This window comes from Syntrophales bacterium, assembly GCA_035363115.1.
Classification (GTDB): domain Bacteria; phylum Desulfobacterota; class Syntrophia; order Syntrophales; family PHBD01; genus PHBD01.
This window is the reverse complement of record DAOSEM010000003.1, coordinates 25,784-49,489: the sequence shown is the minus strand read 5'-3', so window position 1 is coordinate 49,489 and position 23,706 is coordinate 25,784. Positions and strand designations below refer to the sequence as shown.

The 23,706-nt window shown below is 61.4% G+C and carries 16 protein-coding genes and 1 riboswitch; of the genes, 11 read left to right on the top strand and 5 right to left on the bottom strand.

The genetic code is table 11. The annotated features are described in order from the left end of the window. Positions 1-95: 95 nt before the first annotated feature. Positions 96-1,790, bottom strand: a complete 1,695-nt coding sequence (locus PLO63_08105) for a dynamin family protein (protein HOI74094.1) — start codon at positions 1,788-1,790, stop codon at positions 96-98. Positions 1,791-1,849: 59 nt separating this feature from the next. Further along, a riboswitch (Fluoride riboswitch) is annotated at positions 1,850-1,911 on the bottom strand. Positions 1,912-2,101: 190 nt separating this feature from the next. Between PLO63_08105 and PLO63_08100 the strand changes: the two genes are divergently transcribed. The 10 genes from PLO63_08100 to PLO63_08055 all read left to right on the top strand — a co-directional run bounded on the left by PLO63_08100 (position 2,102) and on the right by PLO63_08055 (position 15,522). Beyond that, positions 2,102-5,080 carry an AIR synthase-related protein gene (locus PLO63_08100; protein HOI74093.1) on the top strand — a complete coding sequence of 993 codons (2,979 nt, stop codon included), beginning with the start codon at positions 2,102-2,104 and terminating at the stop codon, positions 5,078-5,080. A 56-nt stretch (positions 5,081-5,136) separates the two neighbouring features. Next, on the top strand, positions 5,137-5,964 hold the full coding sequence (locus tag PLO63_08095; protein HOI74092.1) for a phosphoribosylformylglycinamidine synthase subunit PurQ: 828 nt from the start codon (positions 5,137-5,139) through the stop codon (positions 5,962-5,964). A 242-nt stretch (positions 5,965-6,206) separates the two neighbouring features. Continuing rightward, entirely contained in the window at positions 6,207-6,911 is a 705-nt protein-coding gene (locus PLO63_08090) for an ABC transporter ATP-binding protein (protein ID HOI74091.1), read from the top strand. Further along, positions 6,904-8,142 (top strand): FtsX-like permease family protein, encoded by a 1,239-nt coding sequence (locus PLO63_08085; GenBank protein HOI74090.1) that lies wholly within the window; start codon positions 6,904-6,906, stop codon positions 8,140-8,142. Before PLO63_08090 ends, PLO63_08085 begins: the two co-directional genes overlap by 8 nt. Positions 8,143-8,165: 23 nt before the next feature. Next, the gene (locus PLO63_08080) at positions 8,166-8,897 is read left to right on the top strand and encodes an outer membrane lipoprotein-sorting protein (GenBank protein ID HOI74089.1); all 732 of its coding nucleotides are present in this window, start codon (positions 8,166-8,168) and stop codon (positions 8,895-8,897) included. A gap of 79 nt (positions 8,898-8,976) precedes the next feature. Then, on the top strand, positions 8,977-10,344 hold the full coding sequence (locus PLO63_08075) for a hypothetical protein (GenBank protein ID HOI74088.1): 1,368 nt from the start codon (positions 8,977-8,979) through the stop codon (positions 10,342-10,344). 247 nt (positions 10,345-10,591) lie between these two features. Further along, the gene (locus PLO63_08070) at positions 10,592-12,037 is read left to right on the top strand and encodes an AMP-binding protein (GenBank protein ID HOI74087.1); all 1,446 of its coding nucleotides are present in this window, start codon (positions 10,592-10,594) and stop codon (positions 12,035-12,037) included. 63 nt (positions 12,038-12,100) lie between these two features. Next, positions 12,101-13,390 carry an acetyl-CoA C-acetyltransferase gene (locus PLO63_08065; GenBank protein ID HOI74086.1) on the top strand — a complete coding sequence of 430 codons (1,290 nt, stop codon included), beginning with the start codon at positions 12,101-12,103 and terminating at the stop codon, positions 13,388-13,390. A 95-nt stretch (positions 13,391-13,485) separates the two neighbouring features. Further along, complete coding sequence (locus tag PLO63_08060; protein HOI74085.1) at positions 13,486-14,268, top strand: enoyl-CoA hydratase-related protein; 783 nt, start codon at positions 13,486-13,488, stop codon at positions 14,266-14,268. Between the two features lie 105 nt (positions 14,269-14,373). Beyond that, the gene (locus PLO63_08055) at positions 14,374-15,522 is read left to right on the top strand and encodes an acyl-CoA dehydrogenase family protein (GenBank protein HOI74084.1); all 1,149 of its coding nucleotides are present in this window, start codon (positions 14,374-14,376) and stop codon (positions 15,520-15,522) included. A gap of 164 nt (positions 15,523-15,686) precedes the next feature. On the opposite strand, the gene ppsA is transcribed toward PLO63_08055, so the two are convergent. The 3 genes from ppsA to PLO63_08040 form a co-directional block, all read right to left on the bottom strand. Then, a complete protein-coding gene (gene ppsA, locus PLO63_08050; protein HOI74083.1) occupies positions 15,687-18,101 on the bottom strand; it encodes a phosphoenolpyruvate synthase in 2,415 nt (804 codons plus the stop codon). Positions 18,102-18,449: 348 nt separating this feature from the next. Then, positions 18,450-19,751 carry a cache domain-containing protein gene (locus tag PLO63_08045; GenBank protein HOI74082.1) on the bottom strand — a complete coding sequence of 434 codons (1,302 nt, stop codon included), beginning with the start codon at positions 19,749-19,751 and terminating at the stop codon, positions 18,450-18,452. A 47-nt stretch (positions 19,752-19,798) separates the two neighbouring features. Beyond that, complete coding sequence (locus PLO63_08040) at positions 19,799-20,173, bottom strand: ATP synthase F0 subunit C (GenBank protein ID HOI74081.1); 375 nt, start codon at positions 20,171-20,173, stop codon at positions 19,799-19,801. A gap of 405 nt (positions 20,174-20,578) precedes the next feature. Here PLO63_08040 and mnmG point away from each other — a divergent pair, with 405 nt between their 5' ends. Beyond that, complete coding sequence (gene mnmG, locus PLO63_08035) at positions 20,579-22,477, top strand: tRNA uridine-5-carboxymethylaminomethyl(34) synthesis enzyme MnmG (GenBank protein ID HOI74080.1); 1,899 nt, start codon at positions 20,579-20,581, stop codon at positions 22,475-22,477. A gap of 466 nt (positions 22,478-22,943) precedes the next feature. On the opposite strand, the gene PLO63_08030 is transcribed toward mnmG, so the two are convergent. Further along, positions 22,944-23,675 (bottom strand): sulfite exporter TauE/SafE family protein, encoded by a 732-nt coding sequence (locus PLO63_08030; protein HOI74079.1) that lies wholly within the window; start codon positions 23,673-23,675, stop codon positions 22,944-22,946. Positions 23,676-23,706: the final 31 nt, after the last annotated feature.

The window sequence follows — 23,706 nt, the reverse complement described above, 5'->3', positions numbered from 1 at the left end:
GATCCAAGATCGGGAGACAATTGTGTAGGAAAAGCGGACCATGTGTCAACCGCAAGGTTCCCCATCACACGGTGCGCATTGCCGACGGCTGCGACTCATCGGGGAGGTGCTTCCCATTCAGAGAGAGGATCCTTCGGCGGCTCGTCGAGGACGGAGATCAGCCCCCGGATCGTTTCGGTCTGGCCTTCCGTTCGTGCCAGGATGCCCTCGATCGTGTCGATCTCCTCCCGGATGTAGCGGGACGCCTGCTTCCGCATGTCCTCGATGGTCCGATTGATCCGCTCCTCCCAGGAATTCGAGAGGCGCGAGACGTTCACCTCCACCTGGTGGGGAATCTGCTTCAGGAAATGGCGCTCGAAGACGCCCCGGAACAGGGCCATGGGGATCAGGAACCACAGGAGGTCGAAGTGGAACTGGAAGGTGTGGCCCAGCTGGATGTCCGGCCGGGAGGGCTCATCCACGTCGATGTTCCACGCAGCGGAGGCCATCCGCACACCCAGGATCCGCTCGATGTTCCCCTCCAGGACGGCCCGGAACGATTTCAGGTACCGGTCCAAGGTCGACTGGGCTTTCATGAGCGTGCCGAAGAAGTGCCGGTGCTCCCGCTGGGAGAGCTCCTCCAGCTCTTCCGTCATGACTTCCCGGATCCACTCTTCGTAGCGGCGCGACAGCTTCCAGAGGTTTCCCTTCCAGGAGGCCATATCCATTGCGAGGCGGGCGGAAAGCTTCTCCTTGAGGGGGTTTTTAAACCGGTTCAGGTACTTGTCTATATTGACCCGGGTGTGGCGGCAGGTCTCCCGGGTCATGATCATCAGTTCCTCGTTGATCCGGGTGATGTTGGACTTTTCACCGAGAATCTGTTCCCGGAGGGCCAGGCGATCTTCATCCGCACGGAGAGAGGTTTGAAGGGCGATGTCCAGGTAGCTCCGGCAGTTTTTTGCCAGGGACTGAACCTTGTAGCTGAGAATTCGACCGAACTCGACATCCCGGTTCCGGGTCAGGGGATTGATGATTTCCATCTCCAGGCGATGCTGAAACAGCTCCGTGTCCACGCGATTGGAGAAGAGATAGATCGGGAATTCCCGACGAAGCTCCCGCTTCAGGGTCTCCTGAAAAAAACGCACCACCTCGTCCTGTTGCCCCTGGGAGAGAAGATCCGCCTTGGTCAGGAGAAGGATGATCCGGGGGGTGTACCGGTCCAGTTCACGAATGAGGTTGAGATCGTTTTCCGAGAGAGGCCGGTCGGCGCTGATGGCCAGGAGCGCAGCCCCCACCTCGGGGAGCCAGTTCTCCGAAGTCTCCATGTGGTACTTGAAGACGCTTCCCAGGCCCGGCGTGTCCACCAGACGGAGCCCGGCGTACCCCTCCAGCGTCGGCAGCTCGATGTCCACAACGGAGACGTTCTTCTCGTTGTTCGGATTCCCGGCCTCCGAGGTGAACTCCTCCAGCCGGCCGAGGGGAATTTCCGTGATGTTCCCGTCAAAATGGGATGCGAAGGCCCGCTCCTCGGGGCCGTAGACGATGCGCGTGATGACCGTCGTAACGGGGATCACCCCTACGGGCAGCAGCCGCCGCCCGATGAGGGTATTGAGAAACGTGCTCTTCCCGGCCTTGAACTGACCCAGGATGGCCACGTCGATGAGGGGACTCTTCACGGCCAGCCCCTCGCAGACTTCCAGGGAGCGCTTCAGGGAAACGAGGCCGAAACGGGAGACGGCGTCGCGGACGGGAACAAGGGTTTCCCGGAACCGGGACAGGGAGGCGGAACCAGGTGTATCAACGGAAGGCATAAAAAAAGCTCCTCCAGGCTTCAGGTCCTGCAGGAGCTTTTCCCCTGCCCGGACGTATCGTTCAAGCAGGAGTCATCAGCCCCGGGGGCGGTTTTTGGTGAACTCCATCACCGCGTTCATCTTTAAGCGAAGGCGTGCCGCCTTGTCAAGAGGGACCTGGGGGCAGACAGGTTCATCAACAAAGGGAACAAATTTGTAATTATTCCCTTTTCCGCGTGATTTGGATACCGCAGACGGGCGAATCCGTTGCACTGGACGCGGCCTTTCTGATATGGAAGAACCCTGCTTCAGGAAGACCAACGGGAGAGATCATGCCCCACAGAATCGAGATCGGCTTCAAGGAAGGATTGCGAGACGCCCTGGGCGAAAAGATCCGGCGGCGAATCATTGAACACCTGAACCTGGACGTGGACACCGTCCGGACGGTGGAGGTCTACACCGTTGACGGGGACCTGGCCCCGGAAGCGCTGGAGGCGGCCGCCTCCGGTCCCCTCTCCGACCCGGTGATCCAGCATTATGCGGTCGACCGGGGCCTGGCGGACCGCTTCGACTGGCTCATCGAGGTGGGCTTCCGGCCCGGCGTCACAGACAACGTCGGCAAGACGGCCCGGGAGGCCCTGGCCCTTCTCTTCGGCTCGAAGACGGAGGCTTTTCCCCGGGTTTACACCTCCCGGCAGTATCTCCTCAGCGGCCCGCTCAACCGAGTCGACGCCGAACGGATCGCCTCGAGCCTCCTGGCGAACGACCTCATCGAGCGCTACGATATCACGGGCCGTGCGTCCTGGGATCCCGCCGCCGGCATGGCGGCCCATGTCCCCCGGGTCGCCGGGATCGACGACCCCCGGGTGGAGGAGATCGACCTGGACGTGGACGACGCAACCCTTCTTAAGATCAGCGCCGAGAGGGTCCTCGCCCTGACCCTGGAGGAGATGAAGATTCTCCGGGACTACCTGAAGGATCCAGCCATCCTGGAGGCCCGGCGACAAGTGGGCCTCGGGCCGTCCATGACCGACGCGGAGCTGGAATGCCTCGCCCAGACGTGGTCGGAGCACTGCAAGCACAAGATCTTCAACGCCGAGATCCGCTACATCGACGAGCAGGGACGGGAGAAAACCATCGTGTCCCTCTTCGACACTTTCATCAAGGGCTCCACGAAGGAAATCCGGAAACGCATGGGGGAGAGGGACTGGTGCCTCTCGGTCTTCTCCGACAACGCCGGCGTGATCCGCTTCAACGACGACCACAGCCTCGTCTTCAAGGTGGAGACCCACAACTCCCCCTCCGCACTGGACCCGTACGGCGGCGCCCTGACGGGCATCGTCGGCGTCAACCGGGACCCCTTCGGCACGGGCCGGGGCGCCCGGCTGATATTCAACACCGACGTCTTCTGCTTCGCCCCTCCCGGGTACGACAAGCCCCTGCCGGCGCGGATCCTCCATCCACGGCGGATCTACGAGGGCGTCCGGGAAGGCGTGGAGCACGGTGGCAACAAGAGCGGCATCCCGACGGTGAACGGGTCCCTCGTCTTCGACGACCGGTTTCTCGGGAAGCCCCTGGTGTACTGCGGAACGGCGGGGATCATGCCGGCCGAGCTCGGCGGCGAACCCACCCACACGAAAGAGATCCTCCCCGGCGACTGGATCGTCATGACCGGCGGCCGCATCGGCAAGGACGGCATCCACGGAGCCACGTTCTCTTCCGAGGAACTGCACGAGGACTCCCCCGTGACCGCCGTGCAGATCGGCGATCCCATCACCCAGAAGAAGATGACCGACTTCCTGCTCATCGCCCGGGACCGGGGGCTGTACCGCTGCATCACCGACAACGGTGCCGGTGGCCTGTCGTCCTCCGTGGGCGAGACGGCGCGCCTGGCGGGCGGCTGCGAGCTGGACCTGAAAAAGGCTCCCCTGAAATACGCCGGCCTCAATCCCTGGGAGATCCTTATCTCCGAGTCCCAGGAGCGTATGACCCTCGCGGTGGATCCCGACAAAATCGACGAATTCCTGGCCCTGGCCGCGAAGATGGACACGGAGGCCTCGGTCCTCGGCCGCTATACCGACTCGGGGATGTTCCACATTCTCTACGGCGGGAAGACCGTGGCCTTCCTGGACATGAATTTCCTCCACGAGGGGCTTCCCCGGATGCGCCTCACGGCCCGCTGGATCCCGCCGGTTCACCCGGATCCGGAGATCCCGGAGCCGGCCGACTACGGAGACGCCCTGAAGAGGATGCTCTCGCGCCTCAACATCTGCAGCAAGGAATCGGTGGTCCGCCAGTACGACCATGAGGTCCAGGGAGGAAGCGTCCTGAAGCCCCTCGTGGGCGCCGCCAACGACGGTCCCGGCGACGCCGCGGTGGTGCGCCCCCTGCTCGACTCCTTCGAGGGCATTGTCGTGGCCCACGGCATCTGTCCCCGCTACAGCGACCTCGACACGTACGACATGGCGGCCTGCGCCGTCGACGAGGGCGTCCGCAACGCCGTCGCCGTAGGGGCGTCCCTGGAGCACCTCGCGGGGCTCGACAACTTCTGCTGGTGCGACCCGGTCCAGTCGGAAAAGACGCCCGACGGGGAATACAAGCTGGCCCAGCTCGTCCGGGCCAACCAGGCCCTCTACGACTGCACCCTCGTCTACGGCGTCCCCTGCATTTCCGGCAAGGACAGCATGAAGAACGATTACCTCATCGGAGACACGAAAATCTCCATTCCGCCGACGCTCCTCTTCTCCACCATCGGGAAGATCGGGGACGTGCGGAAGGTCGTCACCATGGACGCGAAGCGGCCCGGCGACCTCGTGTACGTCCTCGGGGAGACGTATCCCGAACTGGGCGGCTCCGAGTGGTACGCCCTCCACCATGCCGTCGGGAGCAGTGTCCCGAAGGTGAACGCCCCGCGGGCCCGGGTCCTCTATGAGGCCCTGCACCGGGCCATCCTGGACGGCCGCGTGGCTTCCTGTCACGACTGCGCCGACGGCGGACTCGGGGTGGCCCTGGCGGAGACGGCCTTCGCCGGCGGGCTCGGCATGGAGATCGATCTGGGACTCGTCCCCGCGCGGGACGTGGTCCGGGACGATCACCTCCTGTTCTCGGAGACACCGAGCCGCTTCGTCGCCACGGTCTCCCCGGAGAACCGGCAGGCCTTCGAGGCGACCCTCCCGGGATGCGCCTTCGGCTGCGTCGGCGTCGTCCGGAGCGACGGCATCCTGAAGGTGAAGGGGAGGTCGGGAGGAACACTCCTGGAAGAGAATATCGGCGCATTGAAGGCGGCCTGGCAGGGACCGCTCCATTTCTGATCCCGGACAGAATCGGGACGCGACAAGAGTCATCTTTCGGCAAGGGGATTCAAGGCATGGCGAAACCGGTGAGATCCATCGTCATCACGGGAAACGGCACGAACTGCGAACGGGAAATGGCCCACGCCTGCCGGCTGGCGGGCTCGGACGTGACGGACATCGTCCACATCAGCGAACTGCTCTGCGGAGAGAAGAGACTGGACGACTATGACTTCCTGAACCTGCCGGGAGGTTTCCTCGACGGCGACGACCTGGGTTCCGCCAAGGCCGGGGCCAACCGGATCCTCCACGCCCCGGTCCGGGGGACGAAGGAAAAGCTCTTCGACCAGTTCGACCGCTTCATCCGCGCCGGCAAGCTCATCCTCGGGGTCTGCAACGGCTTCCAGCTCCAGGTGAAACTGGGCATGCTCCCGGGATTCGACGGCGATCAGCGTACCCAGACGGCCACGCTCACCTTCAACGATTCCGGGCGCTTCGAGGACCGATGGGTATCCCTGAAGGTCAACCCGGATTCTCCCTGCGTCTTCACCAGGGGCCTGGACGGCCTCTATCTTCCCGTCCGCCACGGCGAGGGGAAGTTCATCCCCGCCGGGGACGATGTCTGCGAGAGGCTGGAGAAACAGGGGCAGATCGTCGTCCGCTACTGCACACCGGACTATCGGGAAGCGACGATGGACTACCCGCTCAATCCCAACGGCTCCGTCGGGGCCGTCGCCGGCATCTGCAGTGAGACGGGCCGCATCTTCGGCCTGATGCCCCACCCGGAGGCCTACCTCCACCGGACAAATCACCCCCGCTGGACCCGGGAGGATCTCCCGGAGGAGGGGATGGGCCTCGCCCTGTTCCGCAACGCCGTGGAGTTCATCCGGTGCGAGTCGTTCTAACGATCGCAACACAAAAAACAGCGCTCCGGGTCGTGAAGGCCCTGGACCGGGCAGGCAATCCAGCCTCCCGGTACGACGGCAGACCCGGGCCTGGAACAAGAATAAAACCCTTTCTTTCCTGAAACCATTCGGCTAATTTTAACCAACTCTCGTCTGAACATTGCGCCTCCGCGCACAGGCCGCCCGGCAACTGGAATCATAACCCTCTTTCTCATCGACGGCATGCTGAAAGGAGCCCTGCCATGAGCCTCATCGCCGCCGAGAATCTGGCGAAGGACTACCGGACCGGGGAGGTCACCGTCCACGCCCTTCGGGGGGTGTCCTTCCGGATCGAACCCGCCTCCTTCGTCTCTTTCGTGGGTCCCTCCGGGAGCGGGAAGACCACCATCCTGAACATCCTCGGCTGCCTGGACAAGCCCACCGGGGGAAGCCTCTCCGTCGCCGGAACGGACGTCACGGCCCTCGACATGAAGGATAGCGCACGTTTCCGGGGAAGTCACATCGGCTTCATCTTCCAGGACTTCAACCTCATCCCCGTGCTGACGGTTCACGAAAACGTCGAGTATCCCCTGATGATGGTCCAGAACGTGCCGGAAGAGGAGCGGCGGGAGCGGATCGGAACCCTGCTGGAGGCCGTGGGGATGGCAGACCAGCGGGACAAGTATCCCGATCAGCTTTCGGGAGGGCAGAAGCAGAGGGTGGCCATCGCCCGCGCGCTGGTGACGAATCCCCGGCTCGTCCTGGCCGACGAGCCAACGGCCAACCTGGACTCGGCGACGGCCTACGCCGTCATCGACCTCATGAAGCGCATGCGGGACGAGCGGCAGACGACGTTCATCTTCTCCACACACGACCAGAAGATCGTCGGCGAGGCGGAGATCCTCTTTCAGCTGGAAGACGGAGCCCTTCGGGACGTCCAGGAGAAGGGAGGGCAGAACCATGGCTAACCTCCTCAAGATGGCCGTCCGGAACCTCCTGCGGTACCGCCGCCGCACCCTGCTGACGGCGTCCCTCATCACCGTGGGCGTCGTTTTCGTTCTCGTTTTCATCTCGGTATCCGGATCCTTCAAGGGGATGATGATCGGCCAGATCACCGATTCCATGCTGGGTCACATCCAGATCCACCATCGGGGCTACGTGGCCTCCATCGACAACCTCCCCCTGAACCTCAACCTCAAGCCGCCGGCGGTCCGGAAGGTTACGGACGTGCTCGATGGAATGCCGGAGGTGGCGACCTATTCCCCACGCATCAAGTTCGGCGGCATGTTCAGCAACTTCTCCGAGACGACGAACATCCGCCTGAACGGAATCGTCCCGGAGCGGGAGTTCAAAACGGTGCCCCTTCTCCTCTCCCGGATCAGCGAGGGGAAAAAGACCCTTGAAAAGGGGGAGATCCTCCTTCCGGCCCTCCTGGCCCGGGGAATGAACGTCAAGGTGGGGGACCCCGTGGTCGTCGTGGCGACAAACCAGGACGGTTCCGTCAACGGCAGGCAGTTCATCGTCTCGGGAATCCTGGAGGGCGTGACCGGACCGGGGGGGCGGGACGGCTACATCCACCTGGACGACGCCGTGGAGACGCTCCGGATGCGCGAGCCGGAGATCAGCGAGATCGCCGTGCGGCTGAAGGATTTCGGGAGACTGTCGGACGTTCACGGCAGGCTTTCGGGTCTCCTGGCCGGGGAAAAGAACCGGCAGGGGAAGCCCCTGTTCGAAGTCCACACCTGGGAGGCCCTTTCGCCCTTTTTCAACGTAGCCCGGATGATCGACGTCATGACCTTCTTCATCAGGCTGATGCTCATCGCCATCGTCCTGATCAGCATCATGAACGTCATGATCATGGCCGTCTACGAGCGCGTCCGGGAGATCGGCACGATGGCCGCCATCGGCACCCTCCCCGGCCGGATCCTCTCCCTGTTCCTCCTGGAAGGATTCTGCCTGGGAATCCTGGGAGCCGTCGTCGGCTGCATCACCGGGAGCCTGCTCCTGTGGATCCTGAATCTGTCCCGGGTCACCTTCGACTTCGGCCAGCAGAAGGACCTGGTTCTGGCGGTATCCCTCCACCCGGGGGATCTTCTGTCCATATCCGTCATCGTCATCCTCGTCTCCGTGGCGGCGAGCCTCCAGCCGGCCTGGAAGGCCTCGCGCATGGAACCAATCGAGGCACTGCGCCACGTCTGACCGGAAAAGAAAGGAGAAACCTTATGCTGCAGAAGCTGATGCTCACATCTCTGGTCCTTCTGTTCGCCCTGCCGGCCTTTGCCCTGGACGGTTCGGTTCTCCTGAAGCAGGTGGACAGGAACCTGAATCCCGAGTCCTACGAAATGTACCGGAAGCTGATCAACGTGGAACCCGATGGGAAGAAGAAGGAATTCACGCTCTTTTCCGTCAAGAAGGGAGCCGACCGGGTGGCGGCCCTGTTCCTTGCCCCGGCCAGTGAAAAAGGCCGCAGCACCCTCCGGCTGGGGGAAAACATGTGGCTCTATATCCCCAACGTGGGAAAGCCGATCCGGATCACGAGCCTCCAGTCCGTCGTGGGAGGGGTGTTCAACAATGCCGACATCCTGAATCTCGATTACAGCACCGAGTATGACGTGAAATCGGTGATGGAAAAGGATGGAGGGTACCTGCTTAATTTGAAGGCAAAGACCAGGGAGGTCGCCTATGACCAGCTCCGCATGCAGGTCGACCGGAACCGCAGGGTCCCGGTCCGGATCGAGTGCCTCACCGAAGCAGGAATGCTGATCAAGACCCTCTACTTCAAAGACACGAAGGATTTCGGCGGCGGGCTCGTGCGGCCCTCCGTGATCGAGACGGACAGCCCCCTCTACAAGGGGTACCGGTCCATCATGATCTTCGCAAAAATCCGGAAGCGGACCTTCAAGGACGAGGTCTTCACCCTTACCTACATGCCGAACCTGGATTCGCTCCGGTAGCGACCCGGGGACCGGCGGGATCTTCATTGCCGCTGCGATCCCTCCATCCGGTGCGGAACCGCTTCCCGAGGAAACAATGATGGCTTTGCGTCATAGGGCGGGCGGGAGACGCCGGGGGCCGGGCCCGCGGGAGCAATGCCGGCGGCTGGCCCTGGCGGCCGCAATCCTCCTGGCAGCGCTGCTCGTGCCCCAGACGGCACCCAGGGCCGCGGAGGAAACGTACTCGTTCGACTTGTCGGAAATCGAGAAGAAGCCATGGCACATCGGCGGATACGCGGAAGTCCGCCCCGTCCGCTACCGCCTCAACCCGGACGGCGCATTCTACAAGCTCCGTTTCTACAACCGGGACGAGGGGGATGCGGTAAACGAGTTCAACGGCCGATTGCAACTGGAGGGCAGTTACGAAAAAGGCGCCGGCCGCCTGTACGTGAGAACCAACACGGACTACCGGCGGTCGTATTCGGGAGAAACGGAAAAAACGAGCATCTATGAAGGGTACGGCACCCTCCGGCCCGGTGCCTCCTTCAAGCTGGACGCCGGCAAGAAGAACCTCAAGTGGGGAAAGGGTTATGCCTGGAATCCCGCCGCCTTTCTGGACCGGCCGAAGGATCCCGACGATCCGGAACTGCCGCTGGAAGGGTACATCGTCTTGGCCGCCGACTGGATCCGGAGCTTCGACGGCCCGCTGAAAACCCTCTCTTTCACCCCCGTTCTGCTCCCCGTATATGATCACGTCAACGACAACTTCGGAACTCCGAACCGGATCAATGCCGCGGCAAAACTCTACCTCCTCCTTTACGACACGGACATCGACCTGATGGTCCTGGTTGACGGAAGCCGAACCGCCCGCGCCGGCATCGACTTTTCCCGCAACGTGACGACCAATTTCGAAATTCACGGCGAATTCGCCTGGATCCACAGCTACGAGAAGTCCTGGATCGACACATCAGGAACCACCCGTTCCGACACGTACGAAGCCCTGAGCGCCCTGATCGGCATCCGTTATCTTACCGCCTGGGACACGACGATCATCGCGGAGTACTTTCACAGCGGTACGGGTTACTCCACGGAAGAAATGAAAGGGTTCTACGCACTAGTCGCCCGGGGCTGGCAGGCGTACATTACCGGGGGCGGCGACGCGCTGCTCCGGCGGGCCCTGCTCGTGGCGGACGGCACATACGGCCGGCTCAATCCGATGAGGGATTACCTGTATCTCAGGGTCGTCCAGAAGGAACCTTTCAATATTCTTTATTTTTCCCCCGCAGTCACCGTCATGGCCAACCTGAACGACGGGGGATACACCGTTTCACCGGAAGTCGTGTACACCCGGTTTACAAACCTGGAACTCAGGCTCAAGGCCAATTTCCTCTTCGGGGGTCCCGACAGCGAGTTCGGGGAGAAGCAGAACCGCTGGCGCGTCGAGCTCCGGGCGGGTTATTCGTTTTAAGAAAAATCTGTTCCGACCGAACTTCATGGAGATCGCAGGATCCCGACTCAGGCCCTTTTCTTGCGACCGCAGAATCCCCATCCCGGGACGTTTGAAGCGTTCATCGCGACCTTCTATCTATCCGACAATACAATAGAAAATTGTGATTCAATGCGTCCATAAATTCATTGAAAAAAAAACATTCCGATGTTAAGGGTATCGGCATTCCAGGCGAGAGAGAGAGCGGGAAACAATGGACCTCGGTCACATGCTGGAGGATAGTGCCCGGCGTCACTCCGGGCGGATCGCCCTTATTCATGACGCGAACCGTCTCACGTACCGGGACCTGAACCGGGCCGTCAGCGCCCTCGCCGGGCGGCTCCGGGACCTGGGAATCGTCAAGGGCGACAAGGTCGCCGTCCTGCTCCCCAATATTCCCGAATTCGTCATCGCCTACCTGGCCGCCCAGAAACTAGGCGCCGTCGCGGTCACGCTCAACATCATGTCCACCGCCTTCGAGTTGCGGCATCTTCTGGGCAACAGCGATTCCAAAGCCTTCATCACGACTGCCTCTGCGGCCAGGCGATTCGAGGAGATCCGGGACGAGCTGCCTCTCTGCCGGCATCTTCTGGTCACCGACAGCGCTGATTCACCCTATGCCTGGCGGAAGCTATCGATCGAGGGAGGGGATGAATTTTCGATTCCTCCCATCGAAGACAGCGATCCCGCGGTCATGATCTACACCTCGGGGCTGACCGGCAGGCCCGTGGGAGCGGTTCTTACCCACGGCAACCTGCAGAGCCAGACGGGCCTTCTCAAATCGGAGGTTGCAGGTACGGAGGAAGACCGCTGCCTGGCGATCATTCCGTTCTTCCACTCCTTCGGCGCCGTCGCCAACATGCTCGCACCGCTCAGAACCGGGGCCAGCATTGTTCTCATGGACCGCTTTACCCTGGACGGCATCTTCTCCGCCATCGACCGGGAAAAGGTCACATACATCACCGGCGTGCCGCGGCTTTTCCTGGGAATGATCTTTCACGACAAGGCGGACCAGCATGACGTAAGCTCGCTTCGCTTCTGCATTACCGGCGGAGCCGCCATCCCGCCGGACGTCTTCGCCGCTTTCGAGTCCAAGTTCAAGGTCAAGCTGGTCGAAGGATACGGCCTCACGGAGGCCTCCCCGATCTGCACCCTCAGCCGCATCGACCGGCCCCACCGGCCCGGCTCCATCGGGACGGTCATCCCCGGCGTGGAGGCGAAGATCGTCGACAGGGACGGACGCGAGGTCCCCCGGGGGCAGGAGGGGGAGTTGATCATCCGGGGCGCCAACGTCATGAAGGGATACTACAAGGACGAGGCCCGCACCGCCGAGGTGATCCGGGACGGCTGGCTGCACACGAGCGACCTGGGAACCATGGATGAGGACGGCTACATCTTCCTGACGGGCCACGCGAAGCGGATGGTCATCACCAGCGGCTTCAACGTCTACCCCCGGGAGATCGAGTTGATCCTGGAGATGCACCCGGCCGTCAAGCAGGCAAGGATAACGGGAAAGCAGGACCTGATGCGCGGCGAGATCGTGAAGGCCAGCATCGTGCTGAAACCGGGTGCGACGGCCGGCGAGAAGGACATCCTCCGCCACTGCCGGACCTACCTGTCCAACTACAAGCACCCCCGGGAGATCGAATTCGTCGATGCCATCGACGAGGCGTGAACGATACGGGGATTCATCCCCGCCGGAATATTTCACATCCTTGAGAGAGGAGGAAGGAGTAACATGAGAGATGCGGTAATCGTAAGTGGCGCCAGGACCGCCGTGGGCGAGTTTGGCGGATCCCTCAAGGGGGTCTCCGTGGTGGAACTGGGCAAGGTGGTCATGAAAGAAGCCATCAAGCGGGCGGGTCTCCGGCCGGCCGTCAGCGACTTCATCAAGTCCTGCCGCCCCGACGCCTTCGGTAACTTCGACATGACGGACATCCAGAAAAAGGGATATGACTACGACAGTTCCCTCACCCCCGTTTATATCGACGAAGTCATCATAGGGAACGTCCTGAATGCAGGCGTGGGCCAGAACCCGGCCCGCCAGTCGGCCATCTTCGCCGGCCTGCCGGAAGAATCGAATGTCTTCACCGTCCAGAAGGTCTGCGCCTCGGGGATGAAGGCCATCGCCCTGGCGGCCCAGTCCGTCATGACGGGTGATGCCGACGTCGTCCTTGCCGGCGGCATGGAGAACATGAGCAACGTCCCCTACGCTCTTGCCGACGCCCGCTGGGGCTTCCGGATGAACATGCCTTTCGGCAAGATCACGGACCTGATGGTCCATGACGGCCTCTGGGAGATCTTCAATGGATACCACATGGGCTTCACGGCGGAGAACATCGCTGCGAAGTACGGCATCTCCAGGGCCGAGCAGGATCAGCTGGCCTACGAGAGCCACCGGCGCGCCCGGGCGGCCATCGCCAGCGGCGCCGTGGCCGACGAGATCGTCCCCATCATCATCCCCCAGAAAAAGGGCGACCCGAAGGTCTTCCAGGTGGACGAGCGGCCCATGGACACGACCCTGGAGAAGATGGGCAAACTGGCGCCGGTCTTCAAGAAAGACGGATCCGTCACGGCGGGGAACGCCTCGGGCATCAACGACGGAGCCGCGGCCGTGCTGGTCATGAGCGCCGAAAAGGCCAAGGAACTGGGCCTGAAGCCCCTGGTCAAGATCAAGGGTTGGGCCTCCGGTGGTGTCGATCCGGCATACATGGGCCTCGGTCCCATTCCGGCGGTGCGGAAGCTCTTCAAGAAGCTGAACCTGACCATGAAGGACATCGGCCTCATCGAGCTCAACGAGGCCTTTGCCGTCCAGGCCCTGGGCTGCGTCAAGGAACTGGGCGTGGACCTCAACATCACCAATTTGAACGGCAGCGGGATCTCCATCGGCCATCCCATCGGATGCACCGGCGCCCGCATCACCTACACGCTGGCCATGCAGATGAAGAAGCGGAACGTTCCGCTCGGACTGGCGTCGCTGTGTATCGGCGGCGGTCAGGGCATGGCCATCGTCCTCGAAAGCGTCTAACCATCCGTCATTTCACCGGCACTCCCCGGCCGTACACGGGGAGTGCCGGCCTTCTACCGACCAGGAAAAAGCGAATCCAGAAAGGAGGCAGTCCGATGGAGTTCAAGAACCTCATTTTCCAGGTGGAGGAAGGGGTCGCGACGATTACCTTCAATCGGCCCAAGGCACTCAACGCCATGAACTCCGAGACCATGTCGGAGCTCTACCAGGCAGCGACTATCTGCAAGAACGACGACGCAGTCAAGGCTCTGATCCTGACGGGTTCCGGGGACCGGGCCTTCGTCGCCGGCGCGGACATCTCGGAGATGCAGAACCTCAGGCCCCAGCAGGCCCTGGCCTTCATGGAGCTCGGGCACGAAACGCTCCGCCTGATCGAGACGCTGCCCAAGCCGTCCATCGCCGCCATCAACGGATTCGCCCTCGGCGGCGGAACGGAAATCTCCATGGCCTGCGACATGCGCTTCGCCTCCGACAAGGCGCGCTTCGGCCAGCCGGAGATCCTCATCGGCCTCATCCCGGGATGGGGGGGAACCCAGCGGCTGGCCAGGCTGATCGGCCTCGGCCGCGCAAAGGAACTGGTGATGGGGGGAGACCAGATCGACGCCCAGCGGGCCTACGAACTCGGCCTTGTGAACCGCATTTATCCCGCTGAGGAACTCCTGCCGGCGGCGAAGAAGTTCGCGGCGAAAATGGCCCGCCTGCCGGGCTTCGCCCTGAAGATGGCCAAACACGCCATGAATTTCGGATACGACCTTTCTCTGGACAACGCGAACCGACTGGAGATGGAGTGTTGTGCCCAGTGCTTCAGCACCGACGATCAAAAGGAAGGAATGGGGGCCTTCCTGGAGAAGCGGAAACCCAACTTCAAGGGCTGCTGACAGGCAAACGCGGGCGGCGGCCAGGCGCGGTCCAGGGGGGGCCGTGAGCAACCGCGCGCTGCGGAACCGTATTTTTTACAAACACTTTTCTGAAAGGGGGGCATCATGAATTTCGGTCTGACGGAAGAACAACAAATGGTGAAGGACCAGGTAACCCGGTTTGCCGAGACGGAAATCAAGCCGATCGCCGCGGAGCTGGACCACACCCACCGGCATCCCGAGGAAATCTGCCGCAAGCTCGGTGCAATGGGCATCATGGGCGTAGCCATTCCCGTCGAGTACGGCGGGGCCGGCATGGACACGGTAACGTATGTCCACGCCATGATCGCTATTTCCAAAGCATGCGCGAGCTGCGGGGTTATCGTCTCCGTGAACAACTCGCTCTATGGTTTCCCCGTGAACACATTCGGCACGGAAGAGCAGAAGGTAAAGTATCTGACCCCCGTCGCCAGCGGAAAAGTCGAGGGCTGCTACGCCCTGACGGAAGCGGGTGCCGGATCCGATGCCGGTGCGCTTGCCTGCAAGGCCGAGCTGAAAGGCGACAAGTATGTCCTCAATGGCACCAAGCGATTCATCACCAACGGCAACGTCGCCCAGTACTGTGTCCTGGCCTGCACAACGGATGCGTCCATGGGCTACAAAGCGGTCATCAATCTGATCGTCGATCTGAAGAACACGAAGGGGTTCTCCCTCGGCAAGATCGAAGAGAAGATGGGGATCCTGGCCTCCGGCACGGCCGAACTGGTTTTTGAGGATGCAGAGGTTCCGGCTGAAAACCTGCTGGGCAAGGTCGGCCAGGGATTCAAGCAGATGCTGATGGGTCTTGACTGCGGTCGTATCGGCATCGGCTCCCAGGCCTGCGGCATCGGGAAGGCCGCCCTGGAAGACGCCCTGAACTATGCCAAGGAGAGGGTACAGTTCGGCAAGCCCATCTCCACCTTCCAGGCCATCCAGTTCAAGCTGGCCGACATGGCAACGGAGCTCGACGCGGCGGAACTCCTGCTCCTCCGGGCCGCCTGGATGGAAGACAACCACCTGGACTACGAGAAAGAATCCGCCATGGCCAAGATGTACGCCTCCGACGTGGCCATGAAAGCCGCCATCGAGGGCGTCCAGATCTTCGGCGGTTACGGATACTGCAAGGAGTACCCGGCGGAACGGCACATGCGCGACGCGAAGATCTGCCAGATCTACGAGGGTACGAATGAAATTCAGCGGGTGGTCATCTCCCGCAAGCTCTTGAGCATGCGGTAACAATCCGCGATCCGGATCGGACCGAAGGGGGTGGGCGGAAACGTCCGCCCCTTTTTTCGTGCCCCGTCGTGCCTGTCACGGCCGCATAGAAAAGGGGCCACGGCCTTGCGGCCGGGCCCCTTCCGGATCGAGATCAGACGGAAAGCCCGCCTGGTCCACAGTGATTATTTCGTAATGCCCAGCGACTTCTCCGTCTCCAGGATGTCCAGGGTTGTCTTGATAACCGTGTCGGAGTTAAGGGAAATGCTGGAAATCCCGCATTCGACGAGGAATTTGGCAAACTCGGGATAGTCACTCGGGGCCTGCCCGCAGATGCCGATCTTTTTCCCCATCTTCCGGGACTTGGTGATGGCGATTCGCACGAGGTCCATCACCGCCTGGTTACGCTCGTCGAAGATGTGGCTGACGAGAGCGGAATCGCGGTCCAGCCCGAGGGTCAACTGGGTCAGGTCGTTGGAGCCGATGGAGAAGCCGTCGAAGATCTTCCCGAACTCCTCGATGAGGATCACGTTGCTGGGAATCTCCACCATCATGTAGAGCTCCAGTCCGTTTTCACCCTGGACCAGTCCCTTGTCGGCCATCACCTGGATGACCCGCTTGCCCTCTTCCACGGTACGGCAGAAGGGGATCATCAACTTGACGTTCGTGATGCCCATGTCGTTGCGCACCTTTTTCATGGCCTCGCACTCCAGGGCAAAGGCGTCGCGATAGCGCTCGTCGTAATACCGGGATGCCCCGCGGAAGCCGATCATGGGGTTCTCCTCCTCGTTTTCAAAGAAGGAGCCGCCGATCAGGTTCGCGTACTCGTTGCTCTTGAAGTCGCTCATCCGGACGATGACGTCGTTGGGCCAGAAGGCCGCGCCGATCTTGGCAACGCCCTGCGCCAGCTTGTCGACGAAAAAGTCCGGCATGTTCGGATAGCCGTGGGTGAGGCTCGTTATCTCCTTGCGGAGATCCGGGTCCGTGACGCGGTCGAATTGAATCAGCGCCATGGGGTGGATGCGGATGAACTGGTTGATGATGAACTCCAGCCGGGCCAGCCCGATTCCATCGTTGGGGATGGCGGCAAGGCTGAATGCATCATCGGGATTGCCGACATTCATCATGATCTGGGTCTTGGGACGCTGCATGTTCTGGATGTTGACCCTCTGGACGTCGAATTTCAGCAGGCCTTCATAGACCCGGCCGACTTCGCCCTCGGCGCAGGAGACCGTCGCTTCCTTCACTCCATGGAGAGCCGCCGTACCGGTACCACTGCCGACGATACAGGGAACGCCGAGCTCGCGGCTGACGATGGCGGCATGGCAGGTCCGGCCTCCCTTGTTCGTGACAATGGCCGCGGCGATCTTCATGATGGGCTCCCAGTCGGGGTCCGTCATGTCCGTGACCAGCACCTCGCCCTTCTTGAACGTTTTGATGTCGCTCACATTCTCGATGATATGCACGGGGCCGGCCCCGATCTTGGACCCGACGGCCGTCCCGGTTACCAGCGGGGTCTTCGTCTCCTGGAGGAGGAAGGTCTCCAGGACCGCATCGTCTTTCTGTGACTGGACCGTCTCCGGCCTGGCCTGGAGGATGAACAGTCCGCCCGAGACGCCGTCCTTTCCCCATTCAATGTCCATGGGCTTGAAGAAGCCGGCCTTCTGGGAGTAATGGTCCTCGATGATGGCGGTCCAGCGGGCCAGCGTCAGGATCTCGTCGTCATTGAGACAGAAGCGCCGCCGGTCCTCCACGGGAACGGGCACCGTCTTGGTGCCTTCATCGCCCTTCCCGGTGGCGTAGATCATCTTGATTTCCTTGGCCCCCAGCTTCTTCTGGAGAATGGGACGCGCCCCCAGTTTCAGGGTGGGCTTGAAGACGTAAAATTCATCAGGATTGACGGTCCCCTGGACAACCGTTTCACCGAGCCCGTAGGAGCCCGTGATGAGAATCGCATTCCGGAATCCCGACTCGGTATCGATGGAGAAGATAACTCCAGAGGCCGCCATGTCCGAGCGGACCATTTTCTGCACGCCGATGGAGAGGGCGATGGACATGTGGTCGAATCCCTTGTCGACTCGGTAGCTGATGGCGCGGTCGGTAAAGAGGGATGCAAAGCAGCGCTTGCAGGCATCGATCAACTGGGTCTCGCCGCGGACATTCAGGAAGGTCTCCTGCTGGCCGGCGAAGCTCGCATCGGGAAGGTCTTCCGCCGTGGCAGAGCTGCGGACGGCTACGTCGGTGTTCTCTCCGTACTCATCGCAGAGTGTCTTATAGGCCTGGAGAATGGCGTCTTTCAAGTCGGCAGGCAGTTCCGCTGAATAGATCAGGTTGCGAAGTTTCTTGCCTCTCTCGGCAAGGTTCTGCATATCGTGGGTATCCAGATCGGCCAGGACTTCTCCCATTTTGTCTATAATTCCGGCTGACTGGAGGAGGTAGCGGTATGCGTGGGCGGTTATGGCATATCCGTCGGGGATACTTACGCCCTTGGAGATGAGTTCCCGGCGCATCTCGCCGAGGGAGGCGTTCTTCCCGCCTACCTGAGGAATATCGTCCAGTTCCAGTTCGTCGAACCACATGACCAATTTGTTCTCTTTCATGCAAAACCTCCTCTTGGTATTGTGAGACCTCGGCGGCGAAGGGCGATAGGAAGGCTGCCCCGTGCACCGACAAGCGTTGTGCTGGGAATTCTTCTGAAGAATGGCCGGGCCTGATAGGTCACTGTCTCGGTTCCTGCGAATTGCGCAATTTCCCTACCAATTTTAACGGACGGAGTCAAACAGAAAGATGAGAAAAGAGATTGAGAAAGTATCTATACAACATGTTGGATCGATAGGGATTCTATCCAGGAGAGGACATGAGTCGCCTGAAGATACGGAACCCGATTCCACCACAAAAAAAAGGCCGGCGATACGCCGGCCTTCTCTTTTCCAATGGACTTCTCCGGATCAGTCGTCGTCATCGTCAAACACGATGGACTCGGATCCTGCCGGAACCTCCGAGGCGATGGACCGGGAAATACCTCTCGTCAGCAGGGCCATGATAAGGAAGAGGAGAACGACGGAAACGATGATGATGATGACGATGGTCGTCGTCCAGGCTTTCGTCTCCGACTGAATCTTCTTGGCTGCTTCCGTTGCAAAGACATTGAACTTCCCGACATCGACGCCCATGCCGATCCACCCGAACCCGGCGGGCTTCGGATAGGACGAGGCAAAGTACTTGATTGGGGCATAGGCCACGAATTTTTCGTGACCGGCAAACTTGTACTGCTTCATGCCCGCATTCCCGGCCGCCGCGTCCTTGGCGATGGCCGGAAGATTGGGATCCATGAAGGCCAGTTGGTTCAGATCCAGAACTTCTTCGCCCTTCTTCGTCAGGGCGGCCTGATTTTCCGCCGTCAGCGGGACCACCGGTGTTCCGTCCGCATTCAGGCCGGCGATGTGGAAATCATTGGGATGCGAAATGATGAGTCCCCGGTTGTCCACCATGAAGGCGTAATTGCCCGTTGCGGCGTCCGCTTCAAGAACATATCCCGACTGAGTGGGAATGATGTTGTCCGTGAACTTCATCAGGTGACGCATGTCCAGCGCGAGTTCCACGACTCCGCTTGCACCCGACTTGTCAAAAACGGGCGTTGCAAAACGGATAACTCCCTCAAAGCGCTTGCCCTTGGCAAAATCCTGCTTGTTTACATACCAGCCGGCGGGGTGCGACACATGCACCTCACCGCGGGCCAGGGCCTTCGCCTTGGTGAAATAATCTTCGGATTTGTAGGTGGTTCCGGCCGGGTTTGACACATTGCCGAGGTTCGCCCTCGGTACAACCTTGCCCCCGGAGATCCGGATCGTCTCGTTGCCCGAATTGTCGATAAACGCCATCTCTGTGTACAGAGGCTCGAAGACCCGGACAATCTGCCCGTCCTTCTTCACCCAGAGGGCTCCCACGTTCTTCGCCATGAAGTCCCTGTAGGCTCCTTCCGTCGGCGGGATGATCGTGGCGACCAGAACGTCCTTCTCCCGTTCCTTCAGAAAACTGGCAACCTCCTCTGCAACGCTGATGGCCCGCGTCTTGATCTCCTCCTGCGCCTTCTGGTCAAGGACCGTCACCGCTCCTTGCCTCGCCATGTCCCCCACCTTGAAGATCCCGTTGGCAATGAGAATTGCCATGAGGGACAGAGGGATCACGACCAGCAGGAAGAAGATCTTACCGACAGAGAAGAACTGCTTGTCATTGTTCTTTTCTGACATCATCCTCTCCTGAGAAATGGATTTTTTGCAGAAGCAGCATTAATTCTTTACTTCATGATGAGCGCTGCAAAGGGGTTTGCGTACAGAATCACCAGTCCGATAACCAGAGCATAAATGACGCAGGACTCGGCCATGGCCATACCAACCAGCATGGTGGTCATGATCTTTCCCTGGACGCCGGGGTTCCGACCGACGGCCATACAAGCGCCGTTCGCCGCATTGCCAATGCCCGCACCGGCGCCGATGGCACCGAGACCGACACCGATACCCGCCGCCAGCATAGCCGCCGCGGCAAAGAGAACCTTCGTGTAGTTATCGCCCGATGGAATCGCTTCTGCGGCCCAGACAGCCGGAGATGACACAACAAGAGCTACCACCGTTGCGAAGAGTGTTAACAGTTTCTTCCCGAATTTCCCGAACATCTTGGTTTCTCCTTTCTTCCTTTGGTGAGTAATTTTGTACCTCTGCCCTTAACATGATCTTCCGCCAGGGGGAAGAGGTTTTTCGATCCGCCGTGTTGCAAGCAACGGGCGTACCACATCCCGCAGACATTCGACCTTCAGTTTGCAAGCATCCGGAATGACGTCCAGAAAAAATATTATCGGTTGGACCGTTTCCACCACTTCGGCGGGCCAACGGTTGAACGAACCGTTCAAAAGGGATCCCCGATGAAACGAAACGTTGAACGCCCGGTGACGCGTGTCCGGAGAACGGGGAGAGCGCCCGGAACCCGTTGACAGCACCGCGTCCGATTCGCTACGATGGCCGCCTCCCGGGAAAGCCGCCGTCCGGCGGGAAACAGCATCCCCGGCAGATGGAGAACGCCCGTGAGGGACTATGACATCATCGTGATCGGCGGCGGACACGCAGGCTGCGAAGCCGCCCTGGCGGCCGCCCGGATGGGATGCGACACCCTGCTGTTCAACATCAACCTGGATTCGGTGGCGCTGATGTCCTGCAATCCCGCCATCGGCGGGCTCGCAAAAGGCCAGCTTGTAAAGGAAATCGATGCCCTCGGGGGCGAGATGGGGCGCATCGCCGACCGGACAGCGGTGCACTTCCGGCTCCTGAACGCCTCCAAGGGGCCGGCCGTGCGATCCTCCCGGTTCCAGTGCGACAAGCAACTCTACCGCCTGGCCATGAAGGCGGTGGTGGAGCGGGAGAAACGGGTTCATCTCCTCCAGTCGCTGGTGACCGGCCTGTGCGTGGAAGAAAACCGCGTGACCGGCGTCATCGACCAGGCCGGCGTGACCTATGGCGGCCGCGCCGTCGTCATTGCCACGGGGACCTTCCTGAACGGCCTCATTCACATCGGCACCTCCCGGATCCCCGCCGGCAGGGCCGGGGAGATCGCCTCGCTGGATCTGGCGGAGTGCCTGAAGTCCCATGGCTTTGAAACGGGCCGGATGAAGACGGGAACGCCTCCCCGCCTCCGGGCCTCCTCCATCGACTTTTCCCGGCTGACCAGGCAGGACAGCGATCCGGAGCCGGAGGCCTTCTCCTATACGACGGAAGCGCTCAGGAAAGAGCGCCTGCCCTCCTATTTCACGGCCACGACAGAGGAAACACGCCGGATCATCGGCAATAACATCCGCCTGTCCCCCCTTTATTCGGGGACCATCCGGGGAATCAGCGCCCGCTACTGTCCGTCCCTCGAGGACAAGATCGTCCGCTTCGGGAGTCGGCAGAGCCATCCCGTGGTCCTCGAATTCGAAGGTCTCGACACGGAAGAGGTGTATGCCAAGGGGCTCGGCAATTCGATGCCGCCCCATCTCCAGGAGCGGATCGTCCGCAGCGTTCCCGGGCTGGAGGCGGCGGAGATCATGCGCTATGCCTATGCCATCGAATACGACTTCATCCAGCCCACACAGCTCCTGCCGACCCTGGAGACCAAGAGGCTCCGGGGGCTCTACCTGGCGGGCCAGATCAACGGGACCTCCGGGTATGAGGAGGCCGCCGCCCAGGGTCTGTGGGCCGGGATCAACGCCGCCTGCGCCGTCCAGGGACGGGAACCCTTCATCCTCCGCCGCTCCGAGGCTTACATGGGCGTGCTGATGGACGACCTGGTCACGAGGGGGGTGGACGAGCCCTACCGGATGTTCACCTCCCGGGCGGAATACCGGCTGCTCCTGCGGGAGGACAACGCCGCCATCCGCCTCATGGGCAAGGGACACGAACTCGGCCTGGTGCCGTCCGACGTTTACCGCGATCTTCAGGAAAAGGTCCGCCGGATCGAGTCCGGGATCAAGCGCCTGACTTCGACCAGAATCTACCCCGTGGAAGAAACCGCGAGCAAGCTTCAGGCACTCGGATCATCTCCCCTGCGCAATCCGGTCTCCCTCTTCGACCTCCTCAAGCGTGAAGAGATCCGGTACGACGACCTGGCCGCTTTCGACGGCTGGGAAGCCATTGCGGATCGAACGGTGAAGAGGCAGATCGAGATCGAGGCGAAGTACGAAGGCTACATCCGGCGCCAGCGTGAGGCCGTGGAAAAGATGAAGGCCCAGGAGGAGAAGTCCATCCCGCCGTCCATCGACTACGACCATGTCCCGGGCCTGTCCAATGAGCTCCGGGCAAAACTGAAAGCCATCACCCCGGCGACGATCGCCCAGGCGGGACGAATCCCCGGGATGACCCAGTCAGCCCTGGCCTCCATCCTGATCATCATGAAGAAGATGAAGGGGCCCCCCGCAGACCGCCGTGACGACCCGTCGCCCCGATCCTGACGGGACGGCCGTTGCCTCCCCCTGGTGAATACGCGCCGGAAGGGCCCGGCCCGACCTCTGTGCCGCGTGCAGCCCCGAGCGTGTCCTGTCGCGCCTCGTCATCGAGGACAAGAACAGCGGGCTCTGGATTATCAAGGAGATCACTCCCGCTTCCATTCCGCTGAAAGAGCGCCAGGCAAAGATCCTGTACCGCCTGGAACGGGACGGGCTCCCCGTCCACCCCTATTCCAGGGATAAGCACGACTCGCGGGTTTCCCGCAAGCATGGGCGCTGCCGGATACTCCGCCCGTTCGTGAACGGCGTTCCCCCGGAACATCCCGGTTACACACTGGAGGCATGGCGGGGAAGGTCCATGGAGATGGTGCGGCTGGAGGTAGACTACCTGGGCATGCTCCTGGCGGAAGAGCCGATCCTCCGGGAGGTATGGGAACTCCCGCGCTGAACCGGAGGCAGGACGGCCGTCCGGCTACAGAGAGCGAACCAGCGTGAAGATCCCCAGGAGACCAAGCATGGCAAATACAACGGAGCGATACGAGCGCTCGCCGAGTCTGCCGTAGAGGGTGTGTCCCAGCCAGGTGCCCGCCAGGATGGGAATGATGGAGTACACGAAAAGCTGGAGCACCTGCCCCGTCATCAACCCTTCCCTCGCCTGGAAGAAGATGACGACAATCCCCGAAAACAGAAAGAATCCCTGCAGGGTCGCCTTGAGGTCATCCTTGCTCCAGGGCTGGAGCGTGACATAAACGATGACAGGCGGTCCCGAGGCACTGATGGCCCCCCCGAACAGCCCCCCCAGAAAACCGAACCCGTAGGGCCACACCCCTCCGAGTTCCCGGGTACGCGGTGAGGCCAGGAAAAATCCCCAGAGGCTGTAAAGCAGAAGGACAAGCCCGACAAACCGCTGGATCCAGAGGGCATGCAGGTGGACAAGAAGCATGACGCCGAGGGGAATGCCGGGAAGGCTGCCAAGGAGGAGGGGCAGGAACTTCCGCCAGTCGAAGTGGCGCCAGAGGGGAATGACAAGTCCGACTGTCAGGAGCGCGCCGAAAAGACTGGTCACCGGCACCGCCGTCCGCACGTCCAGCCAGAGCATGACAAGCGGCAGCGACAGAAGGATTGAGCCGAAGCCGGTGAATCCTTGAACCAGTCCGGCGAAAAAGGCGATCAGGAGAATCCAGAAGACGGTCTCAGGCGGCATGATCCGGTTCCGCGTGGTGTTGCATGCGCCC